The following is a 19,637-nucleotide window of genomic DNA, read 5'->3' on the forward strand; positions in this document are numbered from 1 at the left end:
CCAAACGCCGAGTCACCACATATGTGTGATTGAGTTTTGTTGAAAAGTTACTGGTTAAAAGAGAAATGGTTAATCGATGACCGAATAACCATTTCCAAATAACAAATAACGAATTTTATCTTTTAGAGAACTGGAATTTCTTACGCGCTTTAGGCTGACCGTATTTCTTACGCTCTACCATTCTGTCATCACGAGTAAGAAGTCCGTGTCCTTTAAGGATACTGTGTAATTCTTCGTTTTCCCCATCAAGAGCACGTGCAAGGGCATGAGAGATAGCTCCGGCCTGACCGGTGCTTCCGCCGCCGCGAACAGTGATCTTAATATCGTATTTGCCGTCTGTTTCAGTAACAGTCATAGGCATAAGTGCGATATTGCGACGTGCTTTTACTGGAAAATATTCTTCAATTGGTTTGTGGTTGACCACGATCTCGCCTTTACCCGGTTGAATATATAAGCGGGCTGTTGCTGTCTTTCGTCGTCCTATGTAATTCGCTTGTGCCATTTAATTAATTCTGGATGGATTAAAGCTCGATGATTTCTGGTTCTTGTGCAGTATGCGGATGTACCGGACCTGCATAAACTCTCAGGTTGGTAGCGATCTTGTTTCCTAATTTTGTTTTAGGAAGCATTCCTTTAACCGCTGTGGTTACCAGAGAAGTGGGATCCTTCTCAAGCATCTCAGCGGCTGTGGTGTAACGCTCTCCGCCTGGGTAAAAAGTGTGACGGAAATACGTTTTATCCGTCATTTTCTTGCCGGTCAGTTTCACTTTATCCGCGTTAATGACGATCACATTGTCGCCGGTATCCATATGCGGAGTGAAAGTTGGCTTGTTCTTACCTCTCAAAATTTTTGCGATCTCGCTACTCAGTCTCCCTAAGGGCTGGTCTTCAGCATCAAAAAGAACCCATTTTTTCTCAATGTCTTTGGGTTTTGCTGAGTATGTCTTAAAACTTAATGTGTCCACGATTCAACTCGTTTATTTTGTCTTATTGGAAAGTCGAACAAGATAGAAGTAATTCTTGATGATTTCAATATAAGAAAGCATAATAATTTCAGACTCTCCCATCATGTTTAAAATTGAGAGGTTTAAGTGGGCGAAAAGGGGGCGGTCGAATTACATCACGTAAATTGATGTTGTAAATAGAGACTAGTTAAAGACAATGCGCTAAAAGATTTGTACCTTTAGCTTGCATATAAAAGTAAATGTAAACACATCATAAAATGAGCAACAAACTGAAAAACACCAGAGTTGAATTCGAAACAGGTTCAGGAAAGGCGTTTTTGTACAGCCTTCAGAAACTTAAAGAGCAAGGCTACGAAAACGTTGCCAAGCTTCCTTTTTCTATAAAGATCTTACTTGAAGCTGTTCTGAGAGAATTTGACGGATACACGGTAACCGAAAAAGATATTGAAGCATTGGCAAATTATAATGCCAAGAACCCACAGGGGGAGATCCCTTTTAAACCGTCTCGTGTTGTGCTTCAGGATTTTACGGGGGTACCGGCCGTTGTTGACCTTGCAGCACTTCGCTCAGCAATGAAACGAATGGGCGGTAAAGCGACCGACATTAATCCACAAGTTCCTGTTGACCTGGTGATCGATCACTCTGTACAGGTAGATATGTTTGGCCAGGATGCTGCGCTGATGTTCAATGTGGAAAAAGAAATGGAGCGTAATAATGAGCGCTACGAATTTTTGAAATGGGGTAAGGAAGCTTTTGATAACTTCCGTGTGGTACCTCCGGGACGTGGGATCGTTCACCAGGTGAATCTAGAGTATTTAGGTCGTGGAGTATTTACCCGCGAAGAAAAAGACGGAACTACGACAGCTTATCCTGATACATTGGTAGGAACAGATTCTCACACAACCATGATCAACGGACTTGGTATCCTTGGCTGGGGTGTTGGTGGAATTGAGGCGGAAGCAGCCATGCTTGGTCAGCCGATATCCATGTTGGTACCTGAAGTAGTTGGCATGAAGCTGACAGGGAAACTTAGAGAAGGTATTACTGCAACTGACCTTACATTAACTGTCACACAAATGCTTCGTCAGCATGGTGTGGTTGGTAAATTCGTAGAATTTTATGGTGACGGACTCAGCAATATGAGTCTGCCTGATCGTGCAACCATCGCCAATATGTCTCCTGAATATGGAGCAACCATGGGTTTCTTCCCCATTGATGATGAATCGCTTCGTTACATGAGAAGAACCGGCCGTTCCGAAGAACTGGTAAATCTGGTTGAAGCATACACCAAAGAACAGGGATTATTCAGAACGGATGACACTCCTGATCCTGAATTCAGTTCCACGCTTGAGCTGGATCTCAGTACGGTAGAAACATCACTCGCCGGGCCAAAACTTCCTCACGATCGTATCAAGCTGAACAATATGAAGGAAGCTTTTGAGCAATCACTGACGAGCGATAATCCAACTATGGGTTTCAACCTGGCAAAGGAAAAACTGGCCAACAAAGGACTTTATAAGAATGGTCAGGAAATTGAAATGAAGCATGGTGATGTGGTTATAGCCGCTATCACATCCTGTACCAACACTTCTAACCCAAGTGTAATGTTAGGAGCGGGTATTGTTGCGAAGAAAGCCGTGGAAAAAGGACTTAAAGTTCCTGCCTATGTGAAAACATCGTTGGCTCCGGGATCACGGGTGGTAACTGAATACCTGAAAGAAGCCGGCCTGACAGAGTACATGGACAAGCTAGGCTTTAACTTAGTGGGCTACGGATGTACAACCTGTATCGGTAACTCCGGTCCACTGCCTGAAGAAGTGGAACGAGCTATTAAAGAAGGTGACCTTATTGCGGCAGGGGTTTTATCCGGAAATCGTAATTTTGAAGGTCGTATTCACCCATGGGTCAAAGCGAATTACCTTGCCTCACCACCGCTGGTTGTTGCGTATGCGCTAGCCGGAAGTGTTGACATTGATCTCGCCACTGAGCCTTTAGGAAAAGATAAAAATGGCAATGATGTTTACTTGAAAGACATCTGGCCAACTACTGAAGAGATCGCAGAGCACCTGGACGAAGCAATTCGTCCGGAACTGTTCGATAAAATGTACAGCGATATCTTTGAATCACCGACCTGGGAGGATATCCCGGTTTCAGGTGGCGACCTTTTCGAATGGAGCGAGGAGTCAACATACATTCAGGAACCTCCATTTTTTATGGGAATGAATGAAGAACCTGAACCTATTAAGCCCATCAAAGGGGCAAGAGCTCTAGTAAAAGTTGGTGATTCGATCACCACTGATCACATTTCTCCGGCGGGTAACATCGCAGAGGACTCACCGGCCGGAAAATACCTCAAAGAACACGGAGTTAAGAAAGAAGACTTTAACTCTTACGGTTCACGCCGGGGTAATGACCGCGTCATGACGCGTGGTACATTCGCCAACGTGAGGTTCAAAAACCAATTGGCACCCGGTAAAGAAGGTGGTTACACCAAATATTTCCCTGATGACGAGATCACAACCATTTATGATGCCTCTCTGAAATACAAAGAATCAGGAACACCATTGGTTGCGCTTGCCGGTACGCAGTACGGAACCGGTTCGTCACGTGATTGGGCCGCTAAAGGGACCAACCTATTAGGTGTTAAATGTGTGATCGCAACTTCTTATGAGCGTATTCACCGTTCTAACTTGATCCAGATGGGTGTACTTCCACTGCAATTCAAGGAAGGTGACACAGCTGATAGCCTAGGTCTTGACGGTTCTGAAACGTTCGACATTCATGTTGATGATTCAGTACAGGCTCAGGATGAGATCAAGGTAACAGCCACCAGGGATAATGGAGAGGTTGTCGAGTTTATGACCGATTGCCGAATTGATACTCCTGTTGAGGTAGACTACTACCGAAACGGAGGAATTCTGCATACCGTACTTCTGGACTATCTGAAGGAAAGTAAAGGCGAAAGCTAGTTCTTAACAGAATTAAGGAATCAATAAAGGCACAGTCTGCAAAAGGCTGTGCCTTTTTTATTATAAAGTACTCATCGAATTTTATAGTGAATATTCAATATATTGGAGCAGGATATTTAGAATAGGGAACTAAATAGGGGATAATGTGGAAACAAAAGATATAGGAGAAGATCGTTTGGCAGTGGGTAACGATGCTCTTTCAAAAGTTATAAAAAGCTTAAATAGAACGCTGGATCTCAATGAGGTGCTATTGAAGTGTCTTGAAGCGGTCAAGATCGCGCTGAACTCAGAAGCGAGCTCACTTATGCTGCTTGATAAAGATCGTGAGATGTTGAAGGTCAGTATGGCAACCGGTCCTGTTAAAGATGAGATCTTAGGTGCAACCATTCCAAGTGGTAAAGGAATTGCAGGATGGGTTCTCAATAATAATGAATCCTACATTTCCAACGATATTGATCATAATGAGATCTTTTGGAAAGACTTGAGCCCGGATTTTAAAACGCGGAATATTATATGTGTGCCACTTAGAGATGAAAGGGGGAAGGTATTCGGGGTATTACAAGCCATCAATAAAGTGGATGACCTGTCTTTTGATGAAAATGATCTTTCTGCTTTTGTATCGTTGGCGCTACAGGTTTCTTCAGCAATTGAGCGTTCCAAAGTATATGAGGAGCAGGAACAACAGTTGGTCCAGAAAAATGAATATATCTCAGAGCTTCATCACCGGTTGAAAAATAGTTTGTCAGTTATAAGTGGCTTGATCGAATTTGATATCGATGACATTAAAGATGAAAAAGCCCGATATCTGTTAACATTTACAAACAGCCGTATTCGGACTCTTGCCAAGGCTCATTCAGCCCAGTCAGAAGGAAAGGAAGAAGATCTTATTGAACTGCATGAATACATTCAGGATATCATAAAAAATACAGAGAAAACATTTACTGATTTTGATCAAAAGGTAACTATCAGTTCTCAATTGGTTCCTGCAAAATTAGATCTGAATCGGTCAATTCTTTGTGGGCTTAGCGTAAATGAATTATTGTTACACGAGCTATCACGGTTATTGGAAGGTGAAAGGGTCAATGATATCAGTGTATGTCTTGAGGAATCGGAGTCCGGGAAGATCACCATAAAGATCCAAACAACCGGTTCAGAAGATGATGAACAGCCGGGTATTAAGGATGGAAAACCTAACAGCCGGTTTATTGTGAAATCACTGATAAATAAGTTGAACGGAGAAATTGAGCATTCAGCTAACGGGGCAGGAAGTAACAGTGTGATCTCATTTACCAGATAGGATTCAAATCAACCAGTTATCAAGGCCCCGCATTGTAAATAGTTGAGCTACCCGGTTGCTGAGAGGTTTTTTTAGCAATGTACTCACGATAAGGTTTCTGATAAAAGGGAGCTTGGTCTTTCGACCAAGAAGCATGTTCAATTCGGCTCGTTTTGCAACCTTTCGGGTTATTTTCCTTTGCTGTTTTGAATATGCTATTAAGCCCCGATCACTATTGGCTTTGGAAAGCACTTCTGCTACTCTCCAGGCATCAATCCATCCCAGATTCATGCCTTGCCCACCTACCGGGCTGACAATATGTGCAGCATCACCAGCCAGGATTACACGGTTTTTGACAAAGGTTTCAGCAATGAAATGCTGAACTCCAAAGCTGCTTACCATGACGCTGTTTATGCCGCTTAGATCATGATCAACGCGGTCTTTTACTAACTTTACAATGATATTACTTTCAGGCTTTTCGATATAATCATCCGTCTTGATGACCCATCTCCTCATACCATTCGGTAAAGGAAAACACTCGATCAATCCTCCGGGCAGCAGATAAACCGCAGCATCTGTACCAAAGTTTGTATTGTCCTCAAAGTCACCCATTATATAAGTGTCATCGTAGTGCTTACCTGAGTAGTGAATGGAGGATCGCTGCCGAACCAAACTGTTTATCCCATCGCATCCGATCAAGTATTCTGCTGCAACTGTATGCATATTTCCACGTTCATCCCGGTATTGAACATTAACGTGATCTTTATTCTGCCTTAGATCGGTGAATTCCGCCTGGGTTACTAGTATATTCTTACCCAGTTGATGTAATTCATTTCTCAATATTTCTTCTGTTGTGAACTGTGGGCAAGCTAAAATATAGTTATGGGGTTTTGGGCAGCTATCAAAAACGATCTCTCCTAAGATCTTATCAGAAGTCAAAGCAAATCCTTTTCGGATTTTGAGGCCTTTATCCAGAAAAGAGTCTGTGATACCAACCTTATCAAAAAGTTCAAGTGATACCGGGTGAATGCCCAATGACCTGGAATCAGGAACCGGGTTTTTCCTTTTTTCGATCACGGTGCATTGGATACCCTTTTTTATCAGGCAGATGGCAAGGAATAGACCAACAGGTCCTCCACCTACGATGACCACCGGTATGTCAATGGAGTTATTTTTCATGTATTAGAAATAATCGAAATGGAAAAGATCTTTTGACTTTCCAGTTATGCGGAATGAGTTTTTTAAGTTCTGACCGCTTAAAGCTCCGCCTTATAGAGGTCAGTCCGTCTTCAGTAATAAATGAATTATGAAATAATACTCTTGAAAAGACATAAAACAAGAGGTAACCCAAGAAATTTCTTTCAATGTCATTGAAAATGACCTTTCCTGTTGAGAGTTTTTCGCTTTCGTCAAGTAGTGTCAGTACCTTTTCATCACTGAGATGATGAATAACATGGTTCGAGATCACAATGTCGTATTCAAGATTTTTTTCTACAAGATCTGAAGAGGTGCACTTCAGCCATTCGATATTTGGATTGGAGTGGTTTTCCCTGCAATAAATGAAAGCTCTTTCATCAGGGTCTACAGCTGTAATTTTTAAGTTTAAACCATCTTTTTGAGCCCATAGCTCAATACTTGTAGTAATGTCCCCACCGCCAAACCCGATATCGAGTAAAGTGGCTTCACCTTGTTTCTCCAACACTGGCCGGATCTCTTTTACATACAAAGTTCTCCAATTGGAGATCAGTTTATTGATGTAATGAAATTGCCTGTAGGTATTGTGAAGTTTGTTGAGGTCACAATTTTCCCTATCCATTTCCTCTATAAGCTCCGGTTCCCTATTCCCTAAAAACATGATCCGTTATTCAGGTTGAAAAGCAGTGAAAAGCCCGCTTTCAATGGTCAGACCGGGACCAAAAGCCATGGAAACGATCTTTTCGCCATTGCTTAGATCAGAATCTAATATATCCTTAAGTACAAAAAGTACGGTAGCACTGCTCATATTGCCATAATTGGCTAAGATCTTTCTAGAAGATTTGATCTGTTCATCATTCAAACCAAGACTTTCCTGAATTTTGTCGATGATCGATCGCCCTCCCGGGTGAAGTGCCCAGAGGTCAATTTCATTCTTGCTAACAGAATATTGATCATAAACTGGGTCAAGTGCTGTATCTAAATTACTTTGAATGATGTCCGGAACGTATTTAGATAAAACCATATCAAATCCTGTATCTCCAACCGTCCATGCCATATCTTGTTCTCCTTCTGTTGCCAGGGCAGAGGCGAAACCCTGAATTTCTAACGATTTCTTTCCAGGCTTGTTTGCAGATATGATCATACCTGCGGCTCCATCAGCAAATACACTCCCTGAGATCAGGCTGTCAATATCGTTTTTCATTTGAAAGTGAAGGGTACAAAGCTCTGCACTAACCAATAAAACGGTAGCTTCAGGATTAGATTCACAAAAGGATTTCGCCATTTTCATAGCTGGGAATGCCCCAAAACAGCCCATGAATCCAATATGAAACCGCTGTGTGGATGGGTTAAGTTTAAGCATTTTGACGATCTCATAATCCGGCCCTGGGGCATAAAACCCTGTACAGGAAACGGTGATCACGTGTGTGATATCATTGGATGAGATATGTGGATTATCGGCAAGCAGTTCTCTGCCAACATCCACAAACAATTTTTTCGACTCCCGGGCATAAACCTGATTCCTGACTGCCGTCCCCGGTTCATTTCTCACCACCCCATTAAAAAAAAGCTGGCCCTGGTTGTCAGGCATAAAGTCTTCTATGACCGAATGTCTTTTCTCGATACCTGATTGAGAGTAAATTCGATGTATAATCGCCTCGGTCTTACGGTCAGTGCCAACATGCTTTTTCATCACATCACGGATGTGCTGTTGGTTACTTGAATAGGTTGGGACTGAAGTTGCTATGTCATGAACGAATACGGCCATTAGGCAGAATAAGGGTTTATAGTTCTATAAAAAAACCTTTACGCAGCCAAGTTCATTCATAAGAGGAATTTAAAAAGACCCCAGATCCTTAAGGTTTCTTTTAGTTAATTTATTGAACCTGTAATTATGAAGAACGGCTGCAACTGTTAAACCACTGATAAGTCCGATCCAAAGGCCTTCAGGTCCTACGTTTTTGATTATGCCAAGATAATATCCGACCGGGAAACCTATCAACCAATATGAAAAGAAGTTCACGACCATTGGGATCCTGGTGTCTTTAAGCCCCCTAAGTGCTCCGAACCCTCCAACCTGCAAACCATCTGAGATCTGAAAGACAGCCGCCATGAAAAGAAGTGAAACAGCCAATGTTGCCACTTCGGGGTCTCGGGTGTATATACTTATGATGAGATCAGGGGCGAGAAATAACAGGATGGCTGTTAGTGTCATAAAAGCTGCACAGATCACAATACCTACAAAACCCCTGAAACGGGCTTTTTCAACGGAACCCTGACCGATAGAAAAGCCGACTCGCTGGGATATGGCCATAGATAATCCAAAGGGGATCATGAACATAGCAGAAGCTACATTGATCGCGATCTGATGAGCTGCGGCTGCTTTTACACTTAATGAACCCATTAATAAACTGACGGTTGCAAATAGCAGGACCTCCATAGAAGAACTGACTCCATTTGGTATTCCGATCTTTATCAATTCACTGATGTATTTCCATTCCGGCCCTTTGGTTCGTGCAAATATATTGAAACGTTTGAAAGGTTTGAATGAGGCCGTGAAGGCAACGAAAGCTACTGCTTCAAAAAAACAAACTATAGAAGTGGCGTATCCTGTACCTACTGCCCCAAGTTGAGGAAAACCTAGCTTTCCATACATCAGGACATAGTTGGCACCAATGTTTAAAATTAGGGCTCCTATAGCAATAAACATTGCAGGTTTGGTCACTGAAAGCCCCTCGCTGAAATAACGTATTCCGGCATAGATCATTAGTGGTAAAGTACCCCATGAGATCGCTTTCAGGTAACCATCAGCAATCGGGATGATCTCTGGGGTGACCTCGATCCAGTACATGATGATATCCATATTTCGGAGCAGGAAAAATGCAGGAATTGATAGCATGAGGATCAACCACAATAATTGCCTTGCACTCTTACCGATCTCTTCAAATTTTCGGGCTCCCAAAAATTGTGAGACCACGGGGTTGATCGCAATGAGTGTGGCCATGCAAAATATAGCTATTGGCATAAAGATCGCATTACCGATAGCTACTGCCGCAAGATCAAGGGCAGACAGGTTCCCTGCCATAACGGTGTCTGTGAAGTTAAGGCCCATGCTGATCAGCTGAGTAGCTATTATAGGACTGCCGATCTGAAGGAGTTTTTTACCTTCTTTTTTTATGTCTTTCTTGGAGTGTCTCATAGCGGAAGGCCAATAAGGTAAGCACTAATGAGATCAAAAAAGTATAGTATTTATCTGTTTTCGGAATTTAAAATTGGCAAGATTATGGAAAAAGTACTGCCTTCGTTTAATGTACTTTGAAAAGTGATCTGACCACCATGCTCTGTTATGATCTTTTTGGCAATGGCGAGTCCAAGACCGGTGCCACTTGACTTGGTAGAAAAGTTAGGAACGAAGATCTTGTCTCGACTCTCCTCATCAATTCCCTCGCCTGAATCAGTAACTGAAATAGTGACCAGGCCCTGTTTTCGATCATATAGAGTTGTGAGGTGGATCTTTCCGCCTTTGGGCATAGCTTCACGGGCATTTTTAACCAGGTTTATCATTACTCTGCGTAGCTCATCCTTTACGCCCTCAACCCATAATTCCTGTTTGGTAAGAGATGTTTGGAGCTGTATATCTCTTTCTGTTCCATAAAGGTCTCCAATTTGAGATACCAGCTCATTTATCTCAATAGGCTCAAATTCCTGCTCGACAGGTTTAGCGAATTTGGAAAAATCAGAAGCGATCTTATTAAGAGATTCTATTTGTTCGATGATATTTGATGTCAGCGAACTGATCTTTGGTTTCAACTTAGAAAAGTCACCTTCCGATTGACTGATCTGGCGTTCAAGGTGTTGAAGATTGAGCTTCATAGGAGTGAGAGGATTTTTGATCTCATGAGCTACTTGCTGCGCCATTTCTTTCCAGGCAGCTTCACGCTCTGCTTCAGCCAGGTCTGTTTGAAGATCCTTAAGCCGGTACACCATTATGTTGTAGGCATTTATAAGTGAACCGATCTCATCCTGACTTTTCACAGGTAATGTGGTCTGGAGGTCACCGCCTGATATTTTTTTCAACCCTTTACGGAGTGCTTCCAATGGTGATGTCAATTGGGTTGATATCAATGAGGCACCGAGAATGAAGAAACTGAATATCAATACGAACAACCCGATCAGATAGCTGGTAGTTGTGAGCAGCTGTTCGTTAAAGATGGGGGCTTCCAGGAATGTTGGAATTGATACAACCCCGGCTATCTCCCCTGATTCATCCAGCCAGGGTTGATATCCGATAAGTAATTCCTGATTACCAAGGGTCAACCTGCGGGTAACCTGGCTATTCCCCCTGTTAAAAATTGAATCATATACATCCCATGGCAATAAGTTTGGTAATAAATGCTGATTATAGATCTGTCCGGTCGTGGAAATATCAACAATATTATTTCTGTAGAGTGAAGCATCCGCATCCAGTGTAGATGCAAGAGTGTATAATGGGATAACAGAATTATTGTTTTCCATTTTACTGTTAGTGATGGCTTCCGTTAAGTTCTCTGTTTTTAGAAGTAGTTCATTCTGTACAGCTTTTTGATTCTGTTTTTTGACCGTATAATAGGTCGTGATAATAAGCGCCAGTAAACAGACCATGGAGGCTACAATAAATCGATCGATCAGTCGGTCTCTAAATCGTTTATTGGGAGATATGAAGATCAAGTCACTTTTCCAGTATATAAACCCAAGAATGAGTGATCCTCCTACCAATACCACAAAATAAAACCTGAGTATTGAGAAGAAGTGATTATTGAATCCTGCTTTTTTAGTTGCAGCCCTAATGATCTGATCGTCAGAGGTAGTGATAAAGTATTCTTGAATTGTTTGTCCGGCCAGCACCTGATCTCTATAGATCACTTCCTGCTGTTTGATCAGTTCCTTTAGTTCCTCAGGCAAGCTTAGATAACCGGGCAGATCCAAAGGGGGGCCAACTATATTCTTGCGGGCACTGACTCCATTGAGATATTCAGTGACACTGATCGAAGAACTCCATTGTTCATTATTCTGCATGGCCATAACCGCTCTCAGGGGTTTCTCAAATTGAGGGCGTTCGCGGTAGACCGAGCAAAGTATCCATCCGATTCGGGTTTCCGTGCTGTCAATATCATAGATCGGGATCCAGGCTCTCCGGAACGAAGAGTACTGAGAGGCAACTTCGTTAAGCGGTGTTTCCCTGATAATTGGCCGTAGATTCTCAAATCGAATTTGCTCGGCTTCAAAAGGAATAACCAGTGAGAACATGTTAAAAGCCCGGGTCCAGGCCGGTGAATTCAGGTCTGATGAATAGTCACTTATGATCTCACCGGTATTGTTGATCAGTTGGGCAGAGATGGAAAACGTTTCCCAATCATCCTGAATAAGGGTTTCAGTAGTTTGCCTGAAAATATTATCAACCAATGGTCGGTTCGAGTTTATGTCTTCGGCATCAAGTATGGTCAGTCGTTGTTGAAGATTTATCAATAAGGACTGAGCTATCCGTTCTGCTTCAGTCGCTTCTTCTGTGATAAATTGTTCAGCAGCAGTTTCCATTTCGCCCTGAAGTCTTTCTGAGTAACCTCTGTATATGGCGATATAACTGACTCCAACCGCGATAAAACTGATGAGTAAAAACAACCTCAATTGAGAGGTCTTAAGCAGGAGTAAAGGGTCCTTGGCAGATTGATAAAGAAATATAAGAACGGTACCAAGTATAAAACTTGAAATGACAATCAGTGCATTGAAATGAAGGCTGAAAATTGAGGATATGGACAGGAAATAAAGACCAGATACATAACCGATCACCAATGATAGTAAAACAAAGATGGTTTTCCTGTCATTTAGGCGGATCACAAACCATCCAAGCAATCCGATCATGACTGTTGATGATACCGCAAGAATTCCAGTAGCAACATAAAAGATAAGAGTGGAAAGTTCCGGGAACACTTCAAGATCCAGCACCGGAATGGTTGTGTAAAGGATAGCCTGATAGGCTTCATTATATATAAAAAAAAGAAAAACAGTACTCAGAAGTCCTGCAAGAATGCCGCTTACTATTTGCAGGAATGTAGAAGATAGCTGAATTTCGATCGAACCTATTGCCAGGATCCTAAAAGAGACAATAGTTAGTAAAAGCACAAAAATTGAGTGCACACAATAATTGAACAAAATATTAAGGGTGCCATTAGTAACCTCAGTTTGCATGCCCAAAAACTTCAGCCAATCTATGTTGACCTCTATGTTCACAAAGAATATCCAGGCAACCAGTACTGCAAATAACTTCAAAAAGAATGAATTCCAAAAGCGTAAATTTTCAGAAATGGCTATCAGGAAGAGGGTGGTAAATAGCATGATCATAGCCCAGAATCCCGCCCGATAAAAGAAGTTGAGCTGTGTTTGTGATGTTATATATGTTTGTCGGTCTGAAGGCAAAGTATAAGCCAGACCAACTGAATCAGTATCTGACAAGAATAGGGGCTGGCTGAAACTGATGTTTGTGGGTGGTGATTCAAAAAAACTGAAGCGAACGGGGTATTCATTCTCAGGTCCAAATAATTCAGAGGGATCAAGTTCAGAGCTATTTCCGATCGATAGTAAGTTAGATTGCTGAACCTTTGTTCTGCTGATCAGGTAGTACTCTATTACTGAATCCTGCTCAGTAATAGGAATTCTGTTTATGAATTCAAGGTAAGTGACATTATTATCCCTTCCCAGGCGCATATGAGGAAAGTCCTGCCGAATACCGATCAAGGTTGGAAACTTTTCAACGCCAAACTCAGTCCAGGCGATCAATGAAGTGTCTCTGAAAACGGATATGCCCCAAAAATTCTGATCCTTTTCAAGTTCATTGAACAAAGTTGGAAACTCAGCAGTACCAAGAGAATTGACCAGATCTTGTGTTAATTGCTGATTCTCGGATCTGAAAATGTCTTGATAGGAATTAAAGTTGTCAATGGCCTCGTTGACTGATTTCTGAGTTATGCTATCACTGATTTCATCATAATTATCAGGATTAACCCAGAACTCGAATATGCCGTATGCTATTGAGGTAAAGATCAGTAGAAAAGCAAAGATCTTTATTTTTCGTCCCGGATTATATGTGAGTCCTTTTATGCCCATAAATCAATATGAGCGTAAATTAAAGTGTAATCAAGTTTGGGATCTTGCTGTCGTCCTTGCCATCCAGTACAGATTTGATGGCATCGGCAGCTAGCATCCCTATGTCTTCACGAGTACGATGAGTGGCGCTGGCAATGTGAGGAAGTAAGAGGGTATTGGGGGCGGTCAGAAGGCGGGGATGCACTTCGGGTTCCTTTTCAAAGACATCAAGTGCAGCGCCTGCAATGATCTCATTGTGCAAGGCCTCAGCCAAAGCAGATTCGTCGATCACCGCACCGCGGGAAATATTTATAAGCAGTGCATGCCTTGGCATGCGTTTGAGGAGTTCGATATCAACCAGATGATGCGTACTTTCTGTAAGTGGGCAGTTAAGGCTAATTACATCACATTGTTCTGCCAGTTTGTATGGGTCATCAATATAGGTGGCATTCAGTTCGTTCTCAGTGTTTGGATCCAGGCGGCTACGATTGTTGTAAAAGATGTTCATTCCAAAAGCCCTTGCTCGGTGTGCAAAAGCCTGACCGATCCGCCCCATGCCGACTATACCCAGATTTCGGTTCCTGAGTTCCATACCCAGAAATCCAAGCGGTTCCCAACCGTTGAACTTGCCATCGCGGAGATATTTTTCAGCTTCTTTGAGTTTACGTGAGAGCGCAAGTAAGAGACCCATGGCGTAATCGCCACATGCTTCGGTGAGAACATCAGGAGTGTTAGCAACTTTTATTCCAAGAGTTTGAGCTGCAGGTACATCAATGTTATCATATCCTACAGCAAAATTAGCCACGACCTTCAGGTTCTTGCCTTCATTGAGCACACGTTCAGTGACAGGTACCGACAACATACTTAGTAAGGCGTCATAAGAGCCGATCTGTGCAAGTAAGTTATCTTCCGTTTGATAAAAACCTTTATCACCAATAGTTACCTCCCCGAAACTCTTCAAATATTCGATCACTTTTGACGGAATGGGTTCGGTGATCAATATTTTTGGCTTTTCCATATTCAAAGCAGCTTACTGATCTTCATTTTCTATATGGGTAACCTTTGCATCATTCCACATGCGTTCGATGCCATAAAAATCTCTTTTTTCTTTACTCATTATATGAACTACAATGTTCACGAAATCCAGTATGACCCATGAGCGCCCTTGAAGTCCCTCTTTTTTCCAGGCTTTTTCCCCGGACTTTTTTAGCATGTCTTCTTCAACAGCATCAGCCAAAGCTTTGATCTGTACATCAGAAGTACCGTGGCAGACTACAAAGTAATCGGTAAGTGTAGTTAGTTCTGAAACATCCAGTAGGGTTATGTCTTTGCCTTTTCGGCTTAGCAGCGCTTCTGTGATGATCTTGACCATTTCCTGAGAATCAGGAACCTCCTCAGAATAGGCGTTTTCAAATTGTTGTTTACTTTGTTGTTTGATATCAGTCATATAGAATTAATCTGTATTTAATTTTTCGTAATCGTGGCCTATAACTACACTTACATCCAAAAAGAAATCCGGAGATGACTCCCTAATAACATTTTGTTCTGAAATGCCCAGGGCATTTGCAACCCGGTAGGCATTATCCATTACACCGCTTCTGGAGATCACTATCGTTTCCTGCAGGTCAAAACTTTCAAAGTTTCCCGTTTCCACAACGTCAAAACCATTTGAACGAAGTAACCCAGTGTAGGCATTCGCGATACCGGGGACTCCACATCCATTCAGTACTTCAATTTGAATGATCTCGCTGATAAGTTCAGCTTGTGTCTCAGATCTCTCATTAAATATTCTTGGATAAATGATCCGGGTGAACAGTGAGATGGCCAATACCAACAAGAGGACACTTAAAAATCCTATTGCGGCATTTAAATAAAGTTCGTTGGTACCGGATGATTTCTTTTCTTCTGTTTCTGCCATTAATTAGAACAGTAGTACTAGTACCATGGGTTATATCGGTCATAGCCATACATGCCATAACCTCTGTTAAACATTCCGTATCCGTTATTAAAATAACCGTAGCCTCGGGGTAGTTGCTGATACTGAAACCTGATGTGCGCGTTATCACTGATCTTATAATTCAGCTCAGCATTTCGGATAAGGATCTCTCCATTAAGATTATTATTGGTATTCACCAAGTCAGAACCGCCAAAAGGGGAATGAAGAAATGACACATCAACACGCCCGGTCAGGTTATCAGAGAACATGATATTCACCGTATTGGTGTATGAATTAACGTTCTGATAACTTCCGCCAACAGAGCCAAAATTCATTGAGTATGAGTGGCTCATGCTCACTTTGTTCTGGAAAAAGTCGTTTAGCCAGGTTTGAATAGTAGGGGCTTTTGAATTTATAATGGGGCCTGTAAACTCATAAGAGCTTGACAGATCCTGACGTAATTGGGCTGATAGTTGGGTACTGAATAATAATCCAATAATAAAAGCAGATAAAAATAATTTCTTCATAATGCTCACAAATTTGTTGGTCAACGTTAGAGCAGTTTCTTTCTTGTATAAGTATAACGAATTGGGTTCTAATAATAAACAGTCCCATTAAAGGGGATTGATTGAAATCCCTCTAAAAAAAGTATATCTTATCCAACTTTGCAACAGTACTGAAAACAGATAAAAATCTAGATGAAGCTCACCGATTTTAAATTTGAGACTGACGATTGGAACATTCCTGAAGAACCACTTGAGAAAAGAGACTCAGCAAGGCTGATGGTTCTGAACAGAGAGGAAAAAACAATAGAACACACAACATTTTCGGAAATCCATAAGTACATCAATAAAGATGATGTGATGGTGTATAATAATACCAAGGTATTTCCGGCCAGGTTACATGGTAAAAAAGAAAAGACCGAGGCTGATATTGAGGTTTTTCTTCTTCGGGAGTTAATGCCGGAGAACATGCTTTGGGATGTACTTGTTGAGCCGGCGCGTAAGATACGTATTGGAAATAAGCTCTATTTTGGTGAAGAAGATGAGGAGCTTATGGCCGAAGTAGTGGATAATACTACCTCCCGTGGCAGAACTATTCGATTTTTGTATGAAGGTCCAAATCAGGAATTGTACGACAGGTTGGACGAGTTGGGAAAAATGCCTCTCCCTCCTTATATCAAAAGAGAGCCCGTTGAGGCAGATAAAGAAAGATACCAAACTATTTTTGCCACAGAACGTGGCGCAGTTGCAGCACCTGCAGCCGGTATGCACTTTACACCTGAACTTGTAGAGAAGATCAAAAAGAAAGGTGTTGAGTTTCTGCCCACAACACTTCATATCGGTTGGGGTATATTCAGAAATGTTGAAGTTGAAGATCTGACCAAGCATAGAATGGATTCAGATAACTACTTCATATCTAAAGAGACCTCTGATAAGATCAATGAAACGCTCAAGAAGAAAAAGAATCGTGTAATTGCGATCGGTTCAAGTTCTGTGCGAACCATTGAGACCAGTGTGATGGCAAGCGGAATGTCTAAGGCAGGTACAGGATGGACAGATAAGTTCATTTATCCTCCTTATAATTTCAAGATCACGGAAGGTCTGATCATTAATTTTCATCAACCGGAGTCGACTCGTTTGATGCTTGCTGCTGCTTTTGCAGGTTATGACTTTCTGATGGAGGCATACGAAGAAGCTAAGAAAGAGAATTACCGAATGTTTGCGTTCGGTGACGCAATGCTGATCCTGTAAATGACAACGCTGTCGCTAATATTACCGGCGGCAGGGTCGGGTGTGCGCATGGGCACGGAGGTGCCCAAGCCATTTATTGAGATTGCCGGACGATCCATTCTGGGTCATACCATCGAAAAGTTCATTGGCATTGAAGGGCTGGGGCAGATAATTATTGTCGCATCAGCTCAAAATGTGCCTTTGGTAAAAAAGATACTATCACAATATTCGCGGTCAAATGTGAAGTTTTTAGTGATTGAAGGTGGCAAGGAAAGGCAGGACTCAATAAACAATGCGCTGAAGCACGTAGATGAAAATGCGGATCTCATTATGGTCCATGATGCAGTTCGGCCTTTGGTTGAGACTCAGCAAATCATGGAATGTATCAAATCTGCGCTTGAATCCGGGGCGGCTGTTCTTGGGGTACCCGTAAGGGATACTATTAAGAGGGTCGATAGTGAGGGTTTTGTTGACTCAACACCGGCCCGATCAGAATTATGGCAAATTCAGACCCCACAGATCTTTAAGAGGAGGATGTTGATTGAGGCTTATGAGAAGGCGATGAATGAAGGCTTTGTCGGAACCGATGACAGCTCATTGGTGGAAAATGCAGGCGTTCAGGTCAAAGTGGTTAAAGGTGATGTGAGAAATTTTAAGTTAACATACCCCACCGATCTTAAGGTCGCTGAACAAATTATTGAGGATGGGGTATGAAAAATATGCGGATCGGTTACGGTTACGATGTTCATCAGTTTACTGAAGGGCGGAAACTGATACTTGGAGGGATCGAAGTCCCATTTGAAAAAGGCCTGAAGGGTCACTCTGATGCGGATGTTCTTCTTCATGCAATAATTGATGCTCTGTACGGAGCTTTGGCATTGGGGGATATTGGAGCTCATTTTCCGGATAATGATCCGGTCTATAAAGGTGCAAATAGTGTGGACCTGTTAAACCGCTGCTATTCTTTGGTTCAGGAAAAGGGTTATGTAATTGGGAATCTTGACGCCACTGTTGTCACAGAAAGACCGAAACTCCGCCCTTATATTAAGAGTATAAGATCAAATGTTGCTGAGATACTGGGAACAGAAAATGAAAATATTTCAGTTAAAGCGACCACCTCTGAAAAGATGGGGTTTGCAGGACGGGAAGAAGGCATGATCGCACATTGTGTGGTCCTGTTAGTAAGAAGCTAATAAAACAGAATGGCAGATCAGATCATACAAAGTATTGTAGAGTGGATCAGTATGGTACCACCTTTGGGTATATATTTGATCTTATTCGGAATTGCCTATATAGAGAATTTGATACCACCTTTACCTGGTGATGTGATCGTTGCTTTTGGGGGATATTTAGCGGCAGAAGGTGTGATAGCCATTGTTCCGCTTTGGGGTTCTACTGTGATCGCATCAGTATTCGGCTTTATGACAATGTACTGGCTGGGATACAAGTGGGGAGTTCAGATCGAGGAGAACAGAAACGATCATTTGCTGCTCAGGTTTATCGATTACAAATATTTTAAAAGAGGTAAGAAATGGATGGGCAGATGGGGGCAAGGTGTGATACTTGCGAATAGATTTCTTGCCGGTACCAGGTCAGTTATCTCGCTCACTGCCGGAATGTCTCACCTGCATTTGATGAGGACGATCGTTAATTCTTTGATTAGTTCGATACTATGGAACGCTCTGTTAATAGGTATGGGGTGGGTTATACGTGATAACTGGAAAATTATCGGTGAATATTTATCTAATTATGGCAAGATAATTTTACTTTTAATTGTTGTTGTAGTTTCGGTTAAGCTTTATTTTGAGTTCTACTATCCAGGAAAGAAGAAGGGTTCTAAAAAGAGTTAAAAGTTTTTGGTAAACTGTATTGACAATCAATACAATCATGCTTAATTTTTAAGTCTTTCGCGAAAAGCCAGTGTAGCTCAGTTGGTAGAGCAACGGTTTTGTAAACCGTCGGTCATCGGTTCGAATCCGGTCACTGGCTCACAGCGATCTTGACTTATTGACCTGGGGGGATACCAAAGCGGCCAACTGGGGCAGACTGTAAATCTGTTGTCGTGAGACTTCGCAGGTTCGAATCCTGCTCCCCCCACGTGTAAGCGAGCGTAGCTCAATTGGTAGAGCGTCACCCTTCCAAGGTGAATGTTGCCGGTTCGATTCCGGTCGCTCGCTCAACCACGCCGATATAGCTCAGGGGTAGAGCACTTCCATGGTAAGGAAGGGGTCGTCGGTTCAATTCCGACTATCGGCTCAGGGCATAAATTTTAGGACATTATTAAACAATACTTAACAAAATAGCTTAATCATGGCAAAAGAGACCTTTCAACGGAATAAGCCCCACGTAAACGTAGGCACGATTGGCCACGTAGATCACGGAAAAACGACATTGACGGCAGCGATTACGACAGTAATGGCGAAGACGTACGGTGGCGTAGCGAAG

General features: G+C 42.2%; 18 protein-coding genes and 4 tRNA genes. 11 read left to right on the forward strand and 11 right to left on the reverse strand.

Annotated elements, in window-relative coordinates; all coding sequences use genetic code 11:
* Positions 1–115: 115 nt before the first annotated feature.
* Both rpsI and rplM read right to left on the reverse strand, forming a co-directional pair.
* Positions 116–502: a 30S ribosomal protein S9 gene (rpsI, locus tag AC13FX_RS01610; protein ID WP_482878655.1), complete on the reverse strand. Its 387-nt coding sequence runs from the start codon at positions 500–502 to the stop codon at positions 116–118.
* Between the two features lie 19 nt (positions 503–521).
* Positions 522–965, reverse strand: a complete 444-nt coding sequence (gene rplM, locus AC13FX_RS01615) for a 50S ribosomal protein L13 (protein WP_103665920.1) — start codon at positions 963–965, stop codon at positions 522–524.
* Between the two features lie 257 nt (positions 966–1,222).
* Here rplM and acnA point away from each other — a divergent pair, with 257 nt between their 5' ends.
* Entirely contained in the window at positions 1,223–3,934 is a 2,712-nt protein-coding gene (gene acnA, locus AC13FX_RS01620) for an aconitate hydratase AcnA (RefSeq protein WP_482878656.1), read from the forward strand.
* A 145-nt stretch (positions 3,935–4,079) separates the two neighbouring features.
* Entirely contained in the window at positions 4,080–5,231 is a 1,152-nt protein-coding gene (locus AC13FX_RS01625; RefSeq protein WP_482878657.1) for a GAF domain-containing protein, read from the forward strand.
* 3 nt (positions 5,232–5,234) lie between these two features.
* Here AC13FX_RS01625 and AC13FX_RS01630 read toward each other — a convergent pair whose 3' ends face one another.
* From AC13FX_RS01630 to AC13FX_RS01670, 9 genes are all read right to left on the reverse strand, one after another.
* On the reverse strand, positions 5,235–6,389 hold the full coding sequence (locus AC13FX_RS01630) for an FAD-dependent oxidoreductase (RefSeq protein ID WP_482878658.1): 1,155 nt from the start codon (positions 6,387–6,389) through the stop codon (positions 5,235–5,237).
* On the reverse strand, positions 6,379–7,065 hold the full coding sequence (locus AC13FX_RS01635; protein WP_482878659.1) for a methyltransferase domain-containing protein: 687 nt from the start codon (positions 7,063–7,065) through the stop codon (positions 6,379–6,381). The genes AC13FX_RS01630 and AC13FX_RS01635 overlap by 11 nt, the downstream gene beginning before the upstream one ends.
* A 6-nt stretch (positions 7,066–7,071) precedes the next feature.
* The gene (locus AC13FX_RS01640; protein ID WP_482878660.1) at positions 7,072–8,172 is read right to left on the reverse strand and encodes a type III polyketide synthase; all 1,101 of its coding nucleotides are present in this window, start codon (positions 8,170–8,172) and stop codon (positions 7,072–7,074) included.
* A gap of 69 nt (positions 8,173–8,241) precedes the next feature.
* The gene (locus AC13FX_RS01645) at positions 8,242–9,603 is read right to left on the reverse strand and encodes an MATE family efflux transporter (RefSeq protein ID WP_482878661.1); all 1,362 of its coding nucleotides are present in this window, start codon (positions 9,601–9,603) and stop codon (positions 8,242–8,244) included.
* Positions 9,604–9,653: 50 nt separating this feature from the next.
* Positions 9,654–13,544: a sensor histidine kinase gene (locus AC13FX_RS01650; protein WP_482878662.1), complete on the reverse strand. Its 3,891-nt coding sequence runs from the start codon at positions 13,542–13,544 to the stop codon at positions 9,654–9,656.
* Positions 13,545–13,563: 19 nt separating this feature from the next.
* The gene (locus tag AC13FX_RS01655; RefSeq protein ID WP_482878663.1) at positions 13,564–14,541 is read right to left on the reverse strand and encodes a 2-hydroxyacid dehydrogenase; all 978 of its coding nucleotides are present in this window, start codon (positions 14,539–14,541) and stop codon (positions 13,564–13,566) included.
* Positions 14,542–14,553: 12 nt separating this feature from the next.
* The gene (gene rsfS / locus AC13FX_RS01660) at positions 14,554–14,970 is read right to left on the reverse strand and encodes a ribosome silencing factor (protein WP_482878664.1); all 417 of its coding nucleotides are present in this window, start codon (positions 14,968–14,970) and stop codon (positions 14,554–14,556) included.
* 6 nt (positions 14,971–14,976) lie between these two features.
* Positions 14,977–15,441, reverse strand: coding sequence for a LytR C-terminal domain-containing protein (locus AC13FX_RS01665; RefSeq protein WP_482878665.1), 465 nt, complete (start codon positions 15,439–15,441; stop codon positions 14,977–14,979).
* A gap of 17 nt (positions 15,442–15,458) precedes the next feature.
* Positions 15,459–15,986 (reverse strand): hypothetical protein, encoded by a 528-nt coding sequence (locus AC13FX_RS01670; protein ID WP_482878666.1) that lies wholly within the window; start codon positions 15,984–15,986, stop codon positions 15,459–15,461.
* Between the two features lie 171 nt (positions 15,987–16,157).
* Here AC13FX_RS01670 and queA point away from each other — a divergent pair, with 171 nt between their 5' ends.
* From queA to AC13FX_RS01715, 9 genes are all read left to right on the forward strand, one after another.
* On the forward strand, positions 16,158–17,213 hold the full coding sequence (gene queA / locus AC13FX_RS01675) for a tRNA preQ1(34) S-adenosylmethionine ribosyltransferase-isomerase QueA (protein WP_482878667.1): 1,056 nt from the start codon (positions 16,158–16,160) through the stop codon (positions 17,211–17,213).
* Positions 17,214–17,906: a 2-C-methyl-D-erythritol 4-phosphate cytidylyltransferase gene (gene ispD / locus AC13FX_RS01680; protein WP_482878668.1), complete on the forward strand. Its 693-nt coding sequence runs from the start codon at positions 17,214–17,216 to the stop codon at positions 17,904–17,906.
* A gap of 5 nt (positions 17,907–17,911) precedes the next feature.
* On the forward strand, positions 17,912–18,385 hold the full coding sequence (gene ispF, locus AC13FX_RS01685; RefSeq protein ID WP_482878676.1) for a 2-C-methyl-D-erythritol 2,4-cyclodiphosphate synthase: 474 nt from the start codon (positions 17,912–17,914) through the stop codon (positions 18,383–18,385).
* 9 nt (positions 18,386–18,394) lie between these two features.
* Positions 18,395–19,042, forward strand: a complete 648-nt coding sequence (locus tag AC13FX_RS01690) for a DedA family protein (RefSeq protein ID WP_482878669.1) — start codon at positions 18,395–18,397, stop codon at positions 19,040–19,042.
* 66 nt (positions 19,043–19,108) lie between these two features.
* Positions 19,109–19,181, forward strand: a tRNA-Thr gene (locus AC13FX_RS01695).
* Positions 19,182–19,206: 25 nt separating this feature from the next.
* A tRNA-Tyr gene (locus AC13FX_RS01700) sits at positions 19,207–19,289 on the forward strand.
* Between the two features lie 7 nt (positions 19,290–19,296).
* A tRNA-Gly gene (locus AC13FX_RS01705) sits at positions 19,297–19,369 on the forward strand.
* Positions 19,370–19,376: 7 nt separating this feature from the next.
* Positions 19,377–19,448 (forward strand) — tRNA-Thr (locus tag AC13FX_RS01710).
* Between the two features lie 54 nt (positions 19,449–19,502).
* On the forward strand, positions 19,503–19,637 hold a 135-nt coding region (locus tag AC13FX_RS01715; RefSeq protein ID WP_350201445.1), incomplete at its 3' end, for a GTP-binding protein.

It is taken from the genome of Gracilimonas sp. B-17, assembly GCF_056857935.1.